Raw genomic sequence first — 16,362 nt, forward strand, 5'->3', positions numbered from 1 at the left:
CGACCGTCTGAGTCGGCGTCGGTGTGATCTGAACCGAACCGTCCGCGTTTACAACGTTGCCCATCAGGCCCTCCAAGTGATTCGTAGCGCCCCGGACTGACCGTCCTCAGCAAGCGACCGTGCTTCTTCCTGACCGGACCCCTGCGCGTTCAACGCGACACCGAGAACACCGGTCTTCGCGGTGTTGAACCAGGGCTGCGCGAACGGGGGCGTGTACCATCCCGCCGCGGAACCCGGATCCCACAGGTCCGACCCGTTCACATTGATCAGCCCGTCCTTGCGGGCGTGCGTGTGGGTTCCCCAACGGAGCGTGTTCGGCCACCGCCGCACAGCCCACGTCAGGTAGATCTCGAGCCCAACGAACTCTGCGTTGTCGGGGATCGTGTCGGCCATCTGCGTCCCGTAGAACCACGCACCGAAATTGGATGGGCTGTTCCACGGGCGCGGGTTCCACCACCCGTTCACACCGGTCTTCCGGATAGAACCAGCATCAACGGCACGGAACACGCTCGTGTGCGTGGTCGCACCACCCCCGCCTGGGTCCGGGGGCGGCGGCACCGGGTCAGGAGACGTGGACAAGCGGTAACACTTCGGCCCGGAAGACCAGTCGATACCCACCGAATCACCCGAACCTGGCGGTGGGGTGTCCGCGTCCGCTGCCGCGTAGGGCATCCGGTACGTCCCGAAATCGGTTATCACATCCACGTAATCCCCCGACGCGTCCACCGTCACCACAACGCCCATGCCAGGTTTCGGTGCCGTCGGACCGATCAACCGTGAAACACCGTCGATCGTGTCGACATGAACCGGTTCGTTGATCTCCGGAACCCACGGTGTCGCGAACACGACCGGGACGCGTTGGTCTCCCATGTCCACCAAAGCCAACTGGCCCTGGTTGCCGACATACCTGCCGACACGGGACGTGACCTTCGTCTTCTGGTCAACGACACGGCGGGCGGCTTCACTCATCGGGAACCTCCAACACCATCTGCGTCACGGCACCGTCGTGGGTCAGGTCGATCACCCGCCCCACCCCGTCATGGAGGGTCAGCACGTCACCGAGCTCACGGGTCGGGTTGAACGGTTCCTCCACGCGACGCGTCACGGAACGCACCCGCGACACCCGTTCGAGGAGGGCGCGCGCTTCCGCGTTAACCTGCCCCTGGAACTGCAGGAAGTCGGACGCGTACCGGTACACGGCGACACCAAACGGCGACGCGGAACCATCCGCGTTCGCGACCCGCAGGAACCCTTCACGCACATCAGCGACGCCATACAACGGGAGACCCTCAGGAGACTTCCCCTCCACCACGACACGGTTGTACGTCTTCTCCGACCGCATCGAGATCGGCGCCGACACAACCCCCGTGACGACACCCATCGGGGCCGGCCACGCTTTCGGACGTGCCGTCAACGCACCAGCCGCATCAACATGCGGCCACGCGCCCAGCAGGTCGAACAGTTTGTTCAACACACCGGACTTCTCATCCGCGTACGACACCGAACCGGGCACGACCACATCAGGCATGTTCCGGACCACAGGGAACCCGGTGGTCGCCTGAATCTCACCCCACGCCGACGTGGACGACGGTGCAGTCGGGAACGAGAACTCGTCACGCGCCACCCTCACCAGAGGGTCACGCAACTCCACCTTGAACACCTCACCGGCCGTGATCTTCCGCACACCGAACGCGGAATCGGTCCGGTTCGCTTCCGGCACAGACTCGATCACGAACCGGCCCTGCGGGATCCGTTCACTGAACCTGCCCGCACGAACGATCACATCGACCTGCAATTCCGAACCGAACGGCGAGAACCAGTCACCGATCTGCCGAGGAAGCATCGACGACGCGTGATCATCGGACCACACGATCGAAACCGACCCGGATCCCGCCACGAACTGCGAACCCGACCACTGCAACCGCACGTCCCGGATCGGAATGTTCGCGAGCCGCCGGTCACCGTCGTAGATCAGGTCAGCAACCCACTCCACATCGAACCCACGGTCAACGATCAACGCCGCCGTCGTACTCGAAACCGCCCTAGCCACCAGACGCCCCCGCGTATTCCCACGCCGAATCCCGCGCGTCGTATGACGTGAACGCTGCGTCAGCCATGTCGTAGTCAGGGAACGCGGAATCCAAGTCGTCGTACGACAACGGCGATATCACCAGAGCCGGCGCCGGCGGGGAAACCTCGTCGGTTGTCAGCTCGAAACGTGATTCTTCCCCGCCGACGTGCAGGTTCACACCGATTTCTTGCAGGCCACGGTTGTCGCAAAAGAACACGGCGGGGAGCAGGGGGTGACGGGACCGGACAAGCCACACGGGAAGTTGTGGGTTGTCTTCGGTTCCGACAGTCGCCCAGGTCGCCGCAGCAGTGTCCCGTGTGGTTGCCGCGAACGACAACTCCACACCCGTCAGCCCGCCACGGGGACCCTGGGAAAGGACCGTCGGGTACGACTTGCCCTCAACCGTGACCAGCGACCCGGGGCCGACACGTCCGACACCGGGCGCGTTCACTGCCGTCTCCTCGAGCACCGCGTTCAGGCGCGGTTCGAGGGGCTGCTGCACGATCGTCACCCAAGGGTCTGCCGGACCCGGGAGTGTGACACCGCCGAGGCTCACACGCCCCATGGATGTGTCACCGTCCCAGCATTCGAGCTCGTACGTGGAAACACGGTCGAACCCGGCCTCAAGGTCCAGGAGCGCGAACGAACCGGCGTAGAACCGGTCCACACCACCCCGAACCTTCAACGCCCGCCCCTGACAAGTCCGCCACAACGTCACACGGTCCGTCCCGGCAGGCAGTTCCACCGACACGGTCGCCGGGGTGCCGCCGTCGAGCACCTGACCCGTGCCGCCCGGTGTGCCACCAGACAGGGACGGGCCAGTCTCCGCAGGCGTGCCACCGTCGTAAATGGCAGCAGCCTCGAGACGGACCTCAACCCGTGGGACCGGGGCCATATCGGGCAGGGGTGTCAACGTTACGATCACAGCGACGTCCTCCCACCCGACCAAGCCACATCATCCGAACGCTTCGCATCACGGATACGCGCGTCCACGAAACCGGTCAGACCGTTCCCGAGATCCAACGTCCCCGTGAGTCGCGCGCCCTCGATGGACACCGAAGAAGCCACGGGTTGCGCCGCCTGCTGAGGAGTTCCGGTCTGCCACAGGTTGAGTCGGTCACCCACTCGAGACCAGATCTGCCGGGACCGGGCCTTCTGAGCCGGGTCCATCGTGATGTATGCCTCGTCATGACCAGCCTCAGCGAACCGGTGAATGCCGCCAGGGGTAGCCGGGTAGATCCCCGACGCCCACCCACCGGCCGCGAATGCCTTCACGCCGCCCTGGAAGTACCCACCAGCGGCAAGAACCTCACCACCCTGACCACCCGGACCGGCAGCGATACGCAGCTTGATCGTCCGGTCGGCGTTCCGGTAGATGAAGTTATCGATCTCCCCCTGCGCAACCGCAGTCTGAGCCACAATCCGAATCGCCTTGTCAGTCGGCATGCCCGCGATAGTGTCTGCCAGCTGACGAGCCTCATCCTCCGTCGCGCCGAACGCCATAGCCCGGTCCATGACCGCCTTATGGGTGGCGTCCAGCGTCGCCTTCAGCGCGTCTGTGCTGCCGTCAACCTCGTACTGAGCGGTCGCGGCCTTCTCGCCAGCGTCCGCAATCGCAAGCAACGCATCCATGTTCCGGGAACCGGCATCCGTCGCGATGTCGAGGGTTTGAGCGAACCCGTCTGTGCCCTCACGAATCTTCGTGATCTGCTCATCGGCTGCCCGCAGAGCATCCTGGAAGTTGATGTTTGCCGAAACGGCGTCACGGTTGATCCCGTTGAGCTCGAAGATGCTTTGCAGCAGCTCCTGGACCTCGTCGTTCAAACCGGAAACAGCATCAGACTCGTTCATGTACGCCTCGGCCGCGGTGACGGAAGACTCCTCCGACACACCATTCGCCTCAGCCAGCTCGCGTGCCGCCTCTTCCTTCGCCTGCGACTGCTTAACCGCCTGCTCGTACGAAGAAGCCTCACCCAGAACAGAAGTAGTCAGGAGAGTCGAAGCAGCCGAAACATCCGTCAGACTGATTCCAAGACGATCCGCGATCGCCTGAGCCGCCTCCTGCTCGCCGCCACCAGCACGGATTACTTCTTCCAGCTCACGCAGAGCCTCCGAGCTGCCCAGCGCCGCCTTCGTGACGACGTCGTAACCGATGCCAAGCTTGTCGGCCGCGTCGAACGCGGAACCACGCGAGATCCACAAGTACGACTGCTCAGCCGCAAGGTTCGCAACAGCAAGATCTTCGGTCGCCTTCGTCGCACGCAGCGTTCCCTCTTCGAGGGTGTCCGCATACGCCTGCGCTCGAGCCCGCGCCTCAGCCTGAGCCTGAGCAACAGCCGCCACAATCCCGATGACCACGGTGAGCCCAGCGGTCACGGCACCAGCCGCACCAACAAGACCACGCATCGAAAGGTCCGCGGCCTTCACGTTCGCCCGGAACTCCGCGAACCGAGTCGTAGCCAGCAGCGCCGCACCGCCAACCAGACCGATCGTTGCCGCAGCGATACCCAGATACATCGTCGCGTTCTGGACTTCCTCCGGTGCCTCGTTGAACACGTCAACCAGTGACGTCAACACCTGAACGGTGCTCCGCAGCGTCTCGTTCGCCGCGCCACCCGTCTGGATGAGGGCAGTATCTAGGGCGCCGCCAAGGGCCTCGACGTCTCCCGACAGGTTGTCCAGGCGCCGGCGTGCCGTCTCAGCCGCGTACCCGCTGTCATCGACGGCCTCGGTCCACTCCTCGACTCCCTTCGCGCCCGCCTTGTAGAGAGACGTCGCGGCGGTCACCGTCTCGCGACCGAAGATGATGCCCAGCGAAGCATCACGGGACGCGCCGTCCATGTTGGTGTACGCCTTCGACAGTTCGCCAGCCGCGTTCTGCAGACCCATGAAGTTGCCCTGCGAGTCGTACAGGGTCAGCCCGAGACGGTCGATCTCCTCGCGAGCCTGCTTCGACGGGGAAGTCAGCGACGACAGCACGCCTCGAAGCGAGGTGCCCGCCTGCTCGCCGATGATGCCCTGCTGAGCGAACATCGCGAGCACACCAGTCGTCTCCTCGAGGGAGACACCCATTGCGTTCGCGACGGGCCCGACGAACTTGAGACCGTTCGCGAGATCCTCCACGGAACCCATCGCCTTACCGGCGCCGGCCGCGAGAACGTCAGCGACATGTGCGGCCTGATCGCCGGACAGCTCGAACTGGTTCAGAGCAGTGGCCGATATCTCCGCGGCACGAGCAACACCCAGCCCACCTGCTGCGGCGAGGTCGAGCGATCCCGCCAGCGCGCCCGCCAGAATGTCCGCGGTCGAGACACCGGCCTTCGCCAGCTCCTCAATGGCGTTGGCTGACTCCGTCGCAGAGAACACCGTCGATGCGCCGGCCTCCAAAGCGGCATCCCGCAGAAGAGCCATGTTCGACGCGGACTCATGCGTCGCGGCATCGACGAACGACATGGCTTCGTCGAACTCAGCGAACTTCGACACCGCCAGTGCCACACCCGCAGCCGCCGCCGCACCGAAACCGAGAGCCAGACCACCGAGATCGGTGAGAACCTGCTTCTTCTGAGCCAGCTTCTCGAGCTCGGTCCCCGTCTTCGCGGTCTTCTGCGCGACCTGGTCCATCCCGGACATGTAGCCCGTGGCGTTCAGGATCAGACGCACAGCAACGGAACGGTCGGCCATGACACCTCCCGGCGTACTGCGGCGCTACACTCACGCCATGCGGTTGAAACGGTCGATGGTGATTGGTGCGGCAACTGTGCTGCTGCTGACCGGATGCACGAGCGCGCCAGAAAGCGCTCCACCAACAACGCCTGCGGCTGCCAGCACACCGGCACCATCAGCCGACCCGGCGCTCGAGATGTGCGAGCTACTGAACGAACGGATGCTGGAGTACCCCGACTACATCACCGCTGTGATGGGTGGCGAGTACGACCAGATCCAGCACCGGAAGTTCGTCGAATGGGCCGACAACCTGACGAAGGCGGCGCCCGCGGACGCGGCGTCAACCGTGGCTGATTACGTCAGCCCTATCCGCCAGATCGAGGAAGTAGTCCTCGCTGGCGGCGGCAACTTGGTGCTGTCGACCGACTCTTTCAAGACAGGCGCGCTCGAGATCCTCGACTACTGCGTAGACGCCGGCTACAAGGCCGGCTAGCGTTCCACCCGGACGGCGGTGAACTTCCGCGCCTCCGAGAACTCCGGCCATTGCTTCTTGGCCTGTTCGATCGCGTCGTCGTACCAGTCACGGCGGGCAGTGACGACGTACATGTATTTGCCGTTCGGGTTCGCCGGGTCCGCGTCGATCGACATCGTCTCCTCAAGCGGGAGACCGTGATGCCCTAGCCCAGCCTCGTACTCCTTGAGCGCGGCGAACATGTCGTACTGTTCCTGGTCGTACTCCGGTTCACGGAACACGCGTGTGACGGTCTTGCCGTCGATGACCTCGGTGACGTGGGTTTCTTCGGGCTCCCAACCCCACAGCCGGCGCGGTGCGATACCAAGCTCGAGAGCGAGGCGCAGGTCACGGACTAGCCGCGGGTCGTCCCGAAGGCGGTCCCTAAAAAACTCAGGTCCGACTTCCCCGCTTCACGGTTCACCTCGATCACGGCCTGCGCGATCCGGTCGTGCTCACCGTCGGTGATGTTCTTGTCGATCGTCACCCACTCTTCGGGGCTGATCGGGTGCGCTTCGCCGTCTTCATCGACGTACTGGGCGGTGTTCTTCGCGACGTGCATGAAGAAGATCGAGGAGTTGAACGCTTCCACACGTCCCTTGCGGGGCGGGCATGCGTTGACGAACTCGTTGTACTTCGACCGGTCCACACCGGTGATCCGAAGGATGATGGACTGTTCCCGGATCTGAGCCTCGATCGCTTCCACGGCCGCACGAGCCGTCTTCACATCGGGCCCGCTGACCATACGGTCAGAACCCTTCTTCGAAGCGGACTGGACGGCTTCCATGGCACGGTCCCGCTCACCGAGGAGCGACAGGTCCAGGCAGATCGGGACGTCCTTCGACGGCATCTTGCGGTTCTGCAGACGAGCAGAGAGGTTCGACATCACGGTTCCTTTCACACGAGTTCACACGGGAACCTGTGCCGCCCCGCCCGTGTGTTTCGGGGCGGCACAGGGGTATATCAGGCGGAGGTGAGCTGCTTCAGCTCCGACCACTCGCCACGGATGAACGCCTTCTGGTTGATGCGGTCGACCGCGTTGTCCTCGACGTTGACGATGTCCTGCGAGCCCATGCGCACGTAGACGTCCTCGTACCAGTCGCCGGTCGCGAACTCGTCCGCGTCCTCCTCGATCTGAACGAAGTGCACGAGCGTTCCCTCGACACCCTCCGCGAGCGCGATGCGCGCCTCGTCCTCGGTGGGCTCGTTCAGGTTGAACGTGTACTGCAGCATCAGCGAACGGGTCTTCGCGCCGGGGAGCTCGAAGTCCTGCGCCGAGCAGTAACGCGAGTCGGTGATCGTCGCCTGATCCTTCGTCGGCTGCCAGCCCGTACGGGTCAGGTAGCACGAGATGTTGTCGGCCGCGTTCACAGCCGCAGCGGTGAGCGTTGCCGGTCGCGGGCCCGGGATGAAGACAACGCGACGCGTGCCCATCGACGGCACGGCAGAGGGAAGAGAGAGTGCCATTGGTTACTCCTTGTCGGTAGGCACGGTGGTGGCAGGGCCGCCACCCTTGCTAACCCGCAACTTCGGTCGCCGCGGGCGGGTTGAATCCGGGTACCGGCTCACACGCGTGTGCTTTTCCGCGTCGAACTGGACCACCGGGATGTCGTACTCGTGACCGGACTTCTTGTCCTTGATCCGCGTGTACCGGGTCATGGGGTCTCCCTTGCTGGGACGGAGCGGAGCACCCAGCGGCGCACCGCGAATAACTTCGGTGGAGACACGTCGGTGTCTTTCTGGATCGGCTGCGTGCCGGCGGGTTCGAGACGCCAGCAACGCCGCCCGGTCACGGAAGGTTTCCAGTCGTTCAGCAGCGATAGCACCCGGCCGTCAACCCATGTCGCCTGCCACATCTCGGTGCCGACCGAGTGGACCGTGAATGTGATCTCCACGTCCTGGTGCTCACCGCGCAGCGACCGTTGGGAGAACACGCCGACGTCGTGCCAGACGTTCACGTACCGTTCCGGGTTATCCCGGACGTCGCCCTCGTAGACCGAGTCGGTGAGCTCCTGATCGGACCGCAACCGGGCCAGAACTGCGGCGACGTGGCGTTCGATCAGATCGGTAGCCATCAGAGACCCAATGCCTTCCACGCCTCATCAACCGCGTTATCGACATTTCGTTCGAAGTCGCGCTCGTGTGCCTGCAGAGCGCCGTGCATGATGCCCTGGGGTGGGTTGTGGAGGGAGCCGTACTCGATGAGGTTTCCCAGCGCACCCTGTGGCCGGTCTTTATCGGGCCCGATCTCCATCGTGATGTCGTACTTCCCGTTCATCGCACCCACCAGCGCGCCGAGAACGCCGCCTCCATGCGAATCGCCTGCAAAGTCGTACGAGATCGACGACGGGAACCTGGGCGCGTGCGCGAGCCCCGTAGCGTTCTTCCGGGCTGTCTCCTTGATCGAGGTCGCCGTCTTCACAGCGGCACGCCTGAAGATCGGCATCGTGTCTTCCGGGAAGTCTGAGACATCCCGCGCCAGCCTGCCGAAATCGGTGGATTCGACTTCTAGACCGTCTGCCATGACGCCTCCTAGGAGAAGTTCAGGACCTCCACGGGGAGGCGGCGGGTTGTCGAGTGCGTCTGCACATGAACACCTGTCACGCGCAGCTTGAGGAGGGTCCCTGCCGGGTCGAACGGGTTGTCGTTGAACTCGACGATGTCGTCCACGCGAATGCCCGCTGTCCCGGATATGGGGAGGGACAGCGTGGGCGACTGGTCAGAGAAACGCTGACCTGCCTGGTCGCCTTCGCGCGGCTCACCGGCCGTGAATCGCAACCGTCCTCTGCCGGCGTAGATGACCTCCCAAGACGGCTCGAGTTTCCCGGTCTCCCGGTTCTTGACGGGTGCGCCTGCGCGCTTCACCGTGACGGACGATCGAGCGATAGAGGCAGCGTCCTTCCGCGCCCTGATGAGCATCCTCTCGACGCGCATGGGGCCTCCTCAGTACCAGGGGAAGTACACGTCAGGCGTGTCGGTGGGCACCCATCCGACGGCGGGATCACGCGGCTCACGTCGCGTCGTGGCGACCGTGCCGATACCGGTGTGGCTCGACTCCCGAAGCCCCGACAGTTGCCGCTTCTCAGACACCGTCAGGTACGCGCCAGCCTCATCCACTCGCCAGGACTGCTGTGCGTCATCGATCGCACCACTCGTCTGAGCGTTCGCGTTCTCGAACACGCGCGCCGCGCAGTAGATCGTCACCATGCGGACTTCATCCGGCAGCGGGTCCACGACCGCGCTACCGTCGAGCCACGTCCGCCCTGATTCACGTCGAACCAGGGCGGACGCAGCCCGCAGACACATAGCCGCCCGCTTCGCCTCCACCGATCCTGTGGGGAATTCCTCCCCCAACCATTCGGCTAGCTCCTCAACGGATGCCAGCGTTGCGGGCGCGGCCATGATCAGGCCCCTGCGAGGCCGACCGAAACGGCGCGGTCCGCGTCGAGGGTCGCCGCACCGTAGAACGTGTCCACGACCGACTGGTCCTCGAGCTGCAGCGGGTTGTAGTGCTGGATCCAGCGGAGAGCGTACCCATCCTGCGCCACCGAGGCGGAGAACGCGGCGCCGTCGGGCTGACGCGAGGGCCGGGTGACGTGAGCGAACGCGTCACGGTGGTACCCGATGCCGAAGTCCGATGCGAGCGCCGGGTCAGCGACGATCGTGAACCCGAACAGGCGGCCGATGGTCGCCTCACGGAGAACGTCGGACGTTCCGGACTCGTTGACCTTCTGCAGCAGCTCGTCCTGCAGCGCCGCGGCCTCGAGATCGGAACCGACCGCGAAGAACCGGTTGGCTGCCGGGATCTTCCGGTCGTTCAGGACCTTGCGGGTCTTGATGAGCACCTCGCGGAAGTTCGAGCCGTCCGGCGCGACCGCGGGAATAGACGCGTCAGTCGCGATCGCCGACATCTGCGCGATGAGCGGCGCGGCGAGCTCGTCGACAACCGACTCAGCCTGCGGGCGCAGGACCTGTCGGGTCATGTCCTCGAGGGTGAACGTGGCGAAGTCGTCGGGGAGACGGACCGCGTTGTACACCTGGGTGTCGAGGGTGACGGGGAACCATGCCTGCGTGATGTCGTTGAACTGGATCGCCGCTCGGGCGTCACGGTTCGCCTTGGTGTACACGCGTGCCTGGCCGGCGGAGATCGGCCCGAGGACGTTGACGGTCTGCCCGCGACCAGCGACGAACTCGTTGCTGAAGTCCTGGCGGACGGTGCGGGGCAGGTTGGTCAGGCGTCGCAGCGACGAGAGCGTCGCACGAGCCGCCTGGGTGGGGTTGAACAGGGTGATTGCCACAGTGGGCCTCCTTCAGATGGGTGGGTGCACCACCGTGGCGGTGCGGTCAGTTGTTGAAGACGCGGTCGACGATCTTCTCGACGTCGTTGGAGTCCGGACCGGTCGGGTCCCCGCCGCCGCGGAGCTTCTCGCGGGGCTGATTCGTCGGGGGCTTCTTGCCACCAAACAGCTCCATGAGTTCTTCCGCGTCCTGGAGGATCTCTTCCTCGGTCGTCCCTGTGAGGCGCTTCACCAGCGACTCGGGCAGGCCGTGCTTCACGGCGATCTTCAGGCGAAGGTTCTCGGCCTCCAGGGCCGTTACTTTCTTCCCGTTCTCGTCCGCTCCCTTGGCCTTCTCTTCGGCGTCGGTGGCTCGCTTGCGGAGGTTGCGGTTCTCGGAGTTGATCTTGCGGATCTTCTCGCGTGCCTTCTCGGCGTCGAACGCACCCCCGTCGTCGGAGTCGTCGTCGTTGGCTGTGTCGTCAGCGTCGGACTCCACCTGGGATTCCTGGTCCTGGTCGACTGCCTCGTTGTCGTTGTTCTCTTCGGTCACGTTGCCCTCCGGGGGCGTGTCGTGCCGCCTCCAGGGCGGCTTTGCTTCCCGGACGCTGGTCAGCGTCGGGTGGTCGGTGAATCGCGGAATCCGCCGTTGCGGCGCATGTCCCGCACTACGTCCTTCACGGACTTCTGGCGGGCTGTGTACCGCGCGTTTGTGTACGCGTCGATGTACCTCTGCTCGGCTTCGGTGGGCTCCCACTCGGTGTACATCGGCTCAGCAGTGCACCCGCAGTGCGCGTGATACTTCAGCCCCTCAGCAGTGGAAGCGTCACGGTAGACAGGCCCGCGGGACGCGAGCATGGCGCAGAACGCGCACGGGTTACCGTCCGTCACGCGACGCCAGCCGATGGAACGCCGATCACGCTGCGAGGTCGCTGCGATCGTCAGCCGGCCGCCCATAAGAGCCTGGCGTGACGCAACGCCCTCGAACTTTGTTCGCGCCGCGCGATAGGCCTGCTCCGGATCCATCCCGGCAGAGATCAACTGCTTCACCCGCACGGGGCCCGCGAGTTGAAGAGCAAGCGCGGCGCTCGTAGGCGCCCTCAGAACAGGCTCCCCGCGCGCCCCAATCTCAGCGAACCGGTACTCGCTCAGGTAGGCACCGGCGACACGCTCAGATTCGAGCGTGCGCCGGTCCACCACCGTCGATGTCGTCGCCAACCAGTACGGCGTGGAACCGTCCAGGTCGTCGACATCTAACCGTGCCCATAGAGCACGAACCTCAGCCGTGACAGCCGTAGCGATCCGCAACTGTTGTGCCTGGTGAGCGCGGGTGAGTTCCCTGCCGTCAGCCGTTGAAGCCATTGGACTGAGTGGTCAGCGCTGCCGCCAACTGCTCGTCAGCGGACGGGTTCTCCTGCTTGTACTCCAGCCACGACTTCGCGATCTCCGGGGTAACGCCGGGGATACGGTCCCACAGCAACTCGACGGGGATGCCGAGCATCGTGGCGAGCTTGCCGAGCGAATCCGCAGCCTGCGACATGGAACGCGACTGCAGATCCGCCCACTGCATCTGCAGTGTGAAGTCCGCCGCATCGTCCGGGCGACCCTCGAGATGAGCAGCTAGGCGGAGAACCTGCTCGTTCGAGTCTCCAAACCCGACCTTCCGCTCCCCCGTCTTCAGGTCGAGCATCGCCCGCGACTCCGCGATCGCGTCAGCCGAGAGGTTGACCATGCTCCCGGTGAGGGCGTGGGTGGGTGTCTGCGACACCACGGCGAGGATCTCGATGTCCTTATCGACAGCCTTAATCAGCCCGTCAGGGTTCGTCTCGTCGAGAGTTCCGAACGTGACGCCTTCTTCGCCGGTGAGGATGTCGTTCTGCCGCAGCAGAGTCTTGACGCGCTCCACGTCGGCGGGGTCGGTCGGCATGTCCAGGCCGGTCGCGTAGCGGACCTTCCACGAGTTGAAATGCTGCACCAGCATCCGGTCGTACGTGTCTTTGTTGATCCGCTCGGCTGTCTGGATGTACGGCTCAACTTCGCCCGGGGTGCGCCCCTCGAGGTCGATCTGATTCGAGTACCGGATCGCGGGCGCGACACCGGCGCCGTGCGTCTGATCGTCGATGTACTCAACGCGGCCGTTGTCGTACCCGAGGGTGTAGACCGCTTCTTCATCGACGACGAGCATGTGGTCGCCGCGCTTGAGGAGGTAGTACATGGGGTACTCGTCCTCGACGACGTCCTGGTAGACGGCGTACAGGTCACGCGGTGAGCGTCCACGGATCACGGCACCGGTGTCCCCGGGCATGACTGTCGCGTACGAATAGCCGTAAGCGAGAGCTGCCCGGTAGATAGCCCGCTGACGTGACGGCATCCGGTTCCGCCGCCATGGGAGCATCAGCGTCTCGATGACGTCGTCGCCGGAACGCGAAGAACGAACCGACTCAGCGACGAGCTGCTGCGACACCGTCGTGACGATCAGGGCGAGCATCGGCGTCTCACTGATCTTCGCGAGGTTCCGGTGCTCAGTGTCCGCGTACGACGGGATCTTGTCCCGAAGCGAACCCGGCTCCCACCGGTACCACTTATCGATCAGATCAAGCTTCTGCTTCTCCGTCTGCCACCCCGGGATAAGGATCTCGGTCGCGAGCTCGACGACCTCGTCACGCTTCATCACCACACGCGACCCCCCTTCTTCTTCCCCGAGTTGAGGACCAGACGACGGACCATCCGCGCCCCGACCATGCACACGGCAAGGTCGATCTTGTTCTTCGATTCCCGCTTGTCCTTCGCAATCGACACGTACCCCTGCACCGGGTAGCGGCGAGCGTTCAGCACATGCCGGCGGAGCCTGGCGTCACCGTCCCAGGACAGTTCGGCGTTTTGGATATCGGCGAGCGTCACACCAACCGCCTCAGCAAACTGGCGCGTGTTGGACCGGTCAGCCATGTCGAACATCACCGCGTGACCTTTCGCGCCCTTCGACCCGGACGCCCACAGCCGATACTTCGACCGGAAGTCCTGATGCCACCGGTCGAATAGGGAATCCCAGTACCGGTCCATCGTTTCGTCGTCGAGCGTGTGTGACGGGTCACCGAAGAACGCGACTACCCGGTACCGTTCGTGCGCTTGACGGACCACCGCGTCGACCTCTTCCCGAGGTGTTAGCCAGCCGTCGCCGCGCTTTCCCGGCGGGCGCTGCCACATACCCATCGTGACCACGTGACCGTCGCTCAGACGGCACGCGACCAGCCCGGTAGCGTCATCAGACTTCGAGCAGTCGAGGAACAGTGTGATCTCCTCGCCCGGCTCCAACTTCTTGTCGTCGTCGCGGAGCGGGTCGAACTCGTTTGGTTCGGTCCACGCGTCCTCTGCCGCGGTGACCTGGTTATACCACTTGCGTCGCGACTCGGACGGGCTGTTCAACGGGTTGAGGATCGACTTCAGGATTCGGCCTCGAGCATCGAGCCACACCGAGTCACCCCGGACTGCCTCGACCACGTCGGGTGCGGCTTCCGCGTTCAGCGGCGCTTCCGCCGGCGCCTCGAGCGAGTCGTAGAGCAACCCGTACGAGACGGCACCCGCGTCCTCGCCCTGCGTGTCGTCGTAGCCTTCACGCTGCCGCTGACCGACGGAATCTTCACCCGGACGGTACGCGTTACAGATGTCGAGAATGCGGGCGGGAGTGCCGATCTCCGCCTTCGCCGCGTTCCCCTCCATCGCCCCGGCCATGTCGTGGCCGCCGTTGGACGAGTTCCAGTTCTGCGTCTCAGCGCGGATGATCAGCTTCGGCCGTCCACCCTCGATCGCGAGCGGCGAAGCCGTCACAGCCTCAATCTGCGCCGTGTCACCACGGGCCCACACGTTCTGCTTGCCGATCTGGATACCGAAGTGACGCCGCGTCTCCGCCGGGATGAGCCCGGGGAAGATCTTCATCGTGTTCTTCGTCTGATCCAGCGCAACCGCCGCGATCTGCACCCACGCATCCGTCACCTGACGGCCGACAGGCTGATCGTCGGGACCGAAGTGATCGAACTCGACCGGACCCACCAACGTCGATGTTGATTCGACCGCCGCGAACGGGTCCTTACCCCAACCTTTCAACCGCTGCAGCACCGCCGAATGCGACAGGTGCACACCCGTCTCGTCGACCGCATGGAACCACAGCACGAACCGCGCCTGCTCCATCGTGTACTTCCAAGGCTTGCCCTTGTGCGTCAACCACTGCCCAGCGAAAGCGAGCTGCTCCCACCCGAGCGACCGCTCAGGGAGAACCCAACCACCGTCGTACTGCCACGTCGGGCCCACCCGGATCGGATCCCACTGCAACCCGATCGGCGGGAGAGTGTCTGCCAGGGCATCCCGGTACCATCGCTTGATTTCTTCGGCCTCACCAGACCGGTCCTTGATGAAAGCCGGAGACGAGTTAAGAGGCCGCGCCATGAGCCGAAGCCCAACGCGACTGCGCCGCCGCACGCTGCTGCGAAACCTGCTCAACCCCACCATCGTCGGGGAGCTTCAACTTCGCCAACAGGCCAGCGATCTGCGCCTCATGAGCCCGAATCTCCGCCACGAGAGGGTGCACCACAAGCTGGCCCATCGAACCGGTCGCCGTCACCGCCCCGTCACGCTTCTTCTCCATCGCCACCACACGGTCACGAGCAGCACAAGCCGCCTCGAGCACAACAACCTCGTCTGCCCGGAGCTCGTACTTCCCGGTCACGTCTCGCCACAACTGCGACCCGGCATCACCGAGCCCAGCGGGCGCCTTCTTGGCAGCCATCAGATGTCCTCCAGGGACGAACGGAGCGCCCACCAGGGGCGAAAAAACGAGAGTTGACCGCACGCAGAATCCGAATTGCTATCCCCGGCGGTACTTCTAGGTGGGGAGGGGGTCCCCCGCAGGGGTTAGTCGTCGGTCTTGTCGGTGGTCTTGGTTTTGGGGGTGGGTGTGTCGGTGTGTCCGGACTGGGTGAGGGCGTCTGCGATGCCGTTGGTGACGGTGATGGTGTCGCCTGCTTTGTGTCCGCCGAGGGCGGTGTTGATCTTGATCTTCTTGGTCATGGTGTTCTCCGTCCGGGGTGTGCTTCTTGGGGGCGTTGCTTCGCTTGGGTGCGTGCGTGGTTGCGGGTGATGGCTTCGGCTGTGGTCTTGGCGCGGTGGCATGGGGTGCTGAGCCATTGCAGGTTGGTGAGCCGGTGGTCGTCGCCGGGGGTGATGTGGTCTGCGTCTGTGCCGTACCCGTCGCATGTGCGTGCGTGTGTGGTGGCTTCGCATAGGCCGTGTGCTCTGGCTTTGACTTGGGCCCGAATGGTGGGCCAGTTGCGTGGTAGGCGTTGCCGGCGGGTGCTGGTTGCCCAGGTCATGTTCCGCTACTTGCTGCGTCGGTACACGGATCGGGTGGCGCGGTCTTCGAGGTCGTCTTGCTCAGCACACGTCTCAGCGGCTGAGGGTGTCGAGTACCGGGCACCGCACGCGCACTCGTACGGGGGTGTGGGGTTGTTGGGCATCACGCGTCATCCGATCTGACTACAGGCACGCGCTTGAGTCCGAGACGGTGGGCCGCGTAGATGCGATGGTGTCCGTCCCAAATGCGTCCGTCGCTGCCGAGAAGGATGGGCTCTTGGATGCCGACTGCATGGATGTCGTCCATAAGTTCGGCGATCTTCTGTGGATGGTGTTCTTCGAGCCAGGCGAACTCGGTTTCCCATCCGTGCTCGTCGCCGTCGCGGTATGAGCGCAGAAGGAGGTCGAGGGAGATGGTCATCTGCTGAGGCATCACGAGTCGCCTCTCGCGAGCAGGTCCCACACGAGCCGACGCCAGTGACGTTGCACGGTCAGGA

At 64.4% G+C, this 16,362-nt stretch carries 20 protein-coding genes; 1 reads left to right on the plus strand and 19 read right to left on the minus strand.

Going from position 1 to position 16,362, the window contains the following annotated elements; translation table 11 throughout:
* Nucleotides 1-63: 63 nt before the first annotated feature.
* The 4 genes from VC184_RS11300 to VC184_RS11315 form a co-directional block, all read right to left on the minus strand.
* The gene (locus tag VC184_RS11300; RefSeq protein ID WP_323986192.1) at nt 64-969 is read right to left on the minus strand and encodes a hypothetical protein; all 906 of its coding nucleotides are present in this window, start codon (nt 967-969) and stop codon (nt 64-66) included.
* The gene (locus VC184_RS11305) at nt 962-1,897 is read right to left on the minus strand and encodes a hypothetical protein (RefSeq protein ID WP_323986194.1); all 936 of its coding nucleotides are present in this window, start codon (nt 1,895-1,897) and stop codon (nt 962-964) included. The genes VC184_RS11300 and VC184_RS11305 overlap by 8 nt, the downstream gene beginning before the upstream one ends.
* Before the next feature lie 145 nt (nt 1,898-2,042).
* Entirely contained in the window at nt 2,043-2,996 is a 954-nt protein-coding gene (locus tag VC184_RS11310) for a hypothetical protein (protein ID WP_323986195.1), read from the minus strand.
* Nucleotides 2,993-5,752 (minus strand): phage tail tape measure protein, encoded by a 2,760-nt coding sequence (locus VC184_RS11315; RefSeq protein ID WP_323986196.1) that lies wholly within the window; start codon nt 5,750-5,752, stop codon nt 2,993-2,995. The genes VC184_RS11310 and VC184_RS11315 overlap by 4 nt, the downstream gene beginning before the upstream one ends.
* A 37-nt stretch (nt 5,753-5,789) precedes the next feature.
* Here VC184_RS11315 and VC184_RS11320 point away from each other — a divergent pair, with 37 nt between their 5' ends.
* Nucleotides 5,790-6,227, plus strand: coding sequence for a hypothetical protein (locus VC184_RS11320; protein ID WP_323986197.1), 438 nt, complete (start codon nt 5,790-5,792; stop codon nt 6,225-6,227).
* On the opposite strand, the gene VC184_RS11325 is transcribed toward VC184_RS11320, so the two are convergent.
* The 15 genes from VC184_RS11325 to VC184_RS11395 form a co-directional block, all read right to left on the minus strand.
* A complete protein-coding gene (locus VC184_RS11325; protein ID WP_323986198.1) occupies nt 6,224-6,487 on the minus strand; it encodes a hypothetical protein in 264 nt (87 codons plus the stop codon). The two genes, VC184_RS11320 and VC184_RS11325, sit on opposite strands and share 4 nt — an antisense overlap.
* Before the next feature lie 113 nt (nt 6,488-6,600).
* Complete coding sequence (locus VC184_RS11330) at nt 6,601-7,131, minus strand: hypothetical protein (protein WP_323986199.1); 531 nt, start codon at nt 7,129-7,131, stop codon at nt 6,601-6,603.
* A gap of 77 nt (nt 7,132-7,208) precedes the next feature.
* On the minus strand, nt 7,209-7,712 hold the full coding sequence (locus tag VC184_RS11335) for a phage tail tube protein (RefSeq protein ID WP_323986200.1): 504 nt from the start codon (nt 7,710-7,712) through the stop codon (nt 7,209-7,211).
* Nucleotides 7,713-7,900: 188 nt separating this feature from the next.
* A complete protein-coding gene (locus VC184_RS11340; protein WP_323986201.1) occupies nt 7,901-8,320 on the minus strand; it encodes a hypothetical protein in 420 nt (139 codons plus the stop codon).
* Entirely contained in the window at nt 8,320-8,769 is a 450-nt protein-coding gene (locus tag VC184_RS11345) for a hypothetical protein (protein ID WP_323986202.1), read from the minus strand. Before VC184_RS11345 ends, VC184_RS11340 begins: the two co-directional genes overlap by 1 nt.
* A gap of 8 nt (nt 8,770-8,777) precedes the next feature.
* Nucleotides 8,778-9,179, minus strand: coding sequence for a DUF6093 family protein (locus tag VC184_RS11350; protein WP_323986204.1), 402 nt, complete (start codon nt 9,177-9,179; stop codon nt 8,778-8,780).
* 9 nt (nt 9,180-9,188) lie between these two features.
* Nucleotides 9,189-9,452, minus strand: a complete 264-nt coding sequence (locus VC184_RS11355) for a hypothetical protein (RefSeq protein WP_323986206.1) — start codon at nt 9,450-9,452, stop codon at nt 9,189-9,191.
* 197 nt (nt 9,453-9,649) lie between these two features.
* Nucleotides 9,650-10,543 (minus strand): P22 phage major capsid protein family protein, encoded by an 894-nt coding sequence (locus VC184_RS11360; protein ID WP_323986208.1) that lies wholly within the window; start codon nt 10,541-10,543, stop codon nt 9,650-9,652.
* Between the two features lie 46 nt (nt 10,544-10,589).
* Nucleotides 10,590-11,075 (minus strand): hypothetical protein, encoded by a 486-nt coding sequence (locus tag VC184_RS11365; protein ID WP_323986210.1) that lies wholly within the window; start codon nt 11,073-11,075, stop codon nt 10,590-10,592.
* A gap of 59 nt (nt 11,076-11,134) precedes the next feature.
* Nucleotides 11,135-11,884 carry a VG15 protein gene (locus VC184_RS11370; protein WP_323986211.1) on the minus strand — a complete coding sequence of 250 codons (750 nt, stop codon included), beginning with the start codon at nt 11,882-11,884 and terminating at the stop codon, nt 11,135-11,137.
* Nucleotides 11,868-13,193, minus strand: coding sequence for a phage portal protein (locus VC184_RS11375; protein ID WP_323986213.1), 1,326 nt, complete (start codon nt 13,191-13,193; stop codon nt 11,868-11,870). The genes VC184_RS11370 and VC184_RS11375 overlap by 17 nt, the downstream gene beginning before the upstream one ends.
* Nucleotides 13,193-14,740 (minus strand): terminase, encoded by a 1,548-nt coding sequence (locus VC184_RS11380; RefSeq protein WP_323986214.1) that lies wholly within the window; start codon nt 14,738-14,740, stop codon nt 13,193-13,195. Before VC184_RS11380 ends, VC184_RS11375 begins: the two co-directional genes overlap by 1 nt.
* 205 nt (nt 14,741-14,945) lie before the next feature.
* Nucleotides 14,946-15,302: a hypothetical protein gene (locus tag VC184_RS11385; protein ID WP_323986215.1), complete on the minus strand. Its 357-nt coding sequence runs from the start codon at nt 15,300-15,302 to the stop codon at nt 14,946-14,948.
* A gap of 125 nt (nt 15,303-15,427) precedes the next feature.
* Complete coding sequence (locus VC184_RS11390) at nt 15,428-15,583, minus strand: hypothetical protein (protein WP_323986216.1); 156 nt, start codon at nt 15,581-15,583, stop codon at nt 15,428-15,430.
* Nucleotides 15,584-16,028: 445 nt separating this feature from the next.
* Entirely contained in the window at nt 16,029-16,286 is a 258-nt protein-coding gene (locus VC184_RS11395; protein WP_323986217.1) for a ParB N-terminal domain-containing protein, read from the minus strand.
* Nucleotides 16,287-16,362 lie beyond the last annotated feature (76 nt).

This window comes from Microbacterium plantarum, from assembly GCF_035231185.1.
GTDB classification, from domain to species: Bacteria; Actinomycetota; Actinomycetes; order Actinomycetales; family Microbacteriaceae; genus Microbacterium; species Microbacterium plantarum.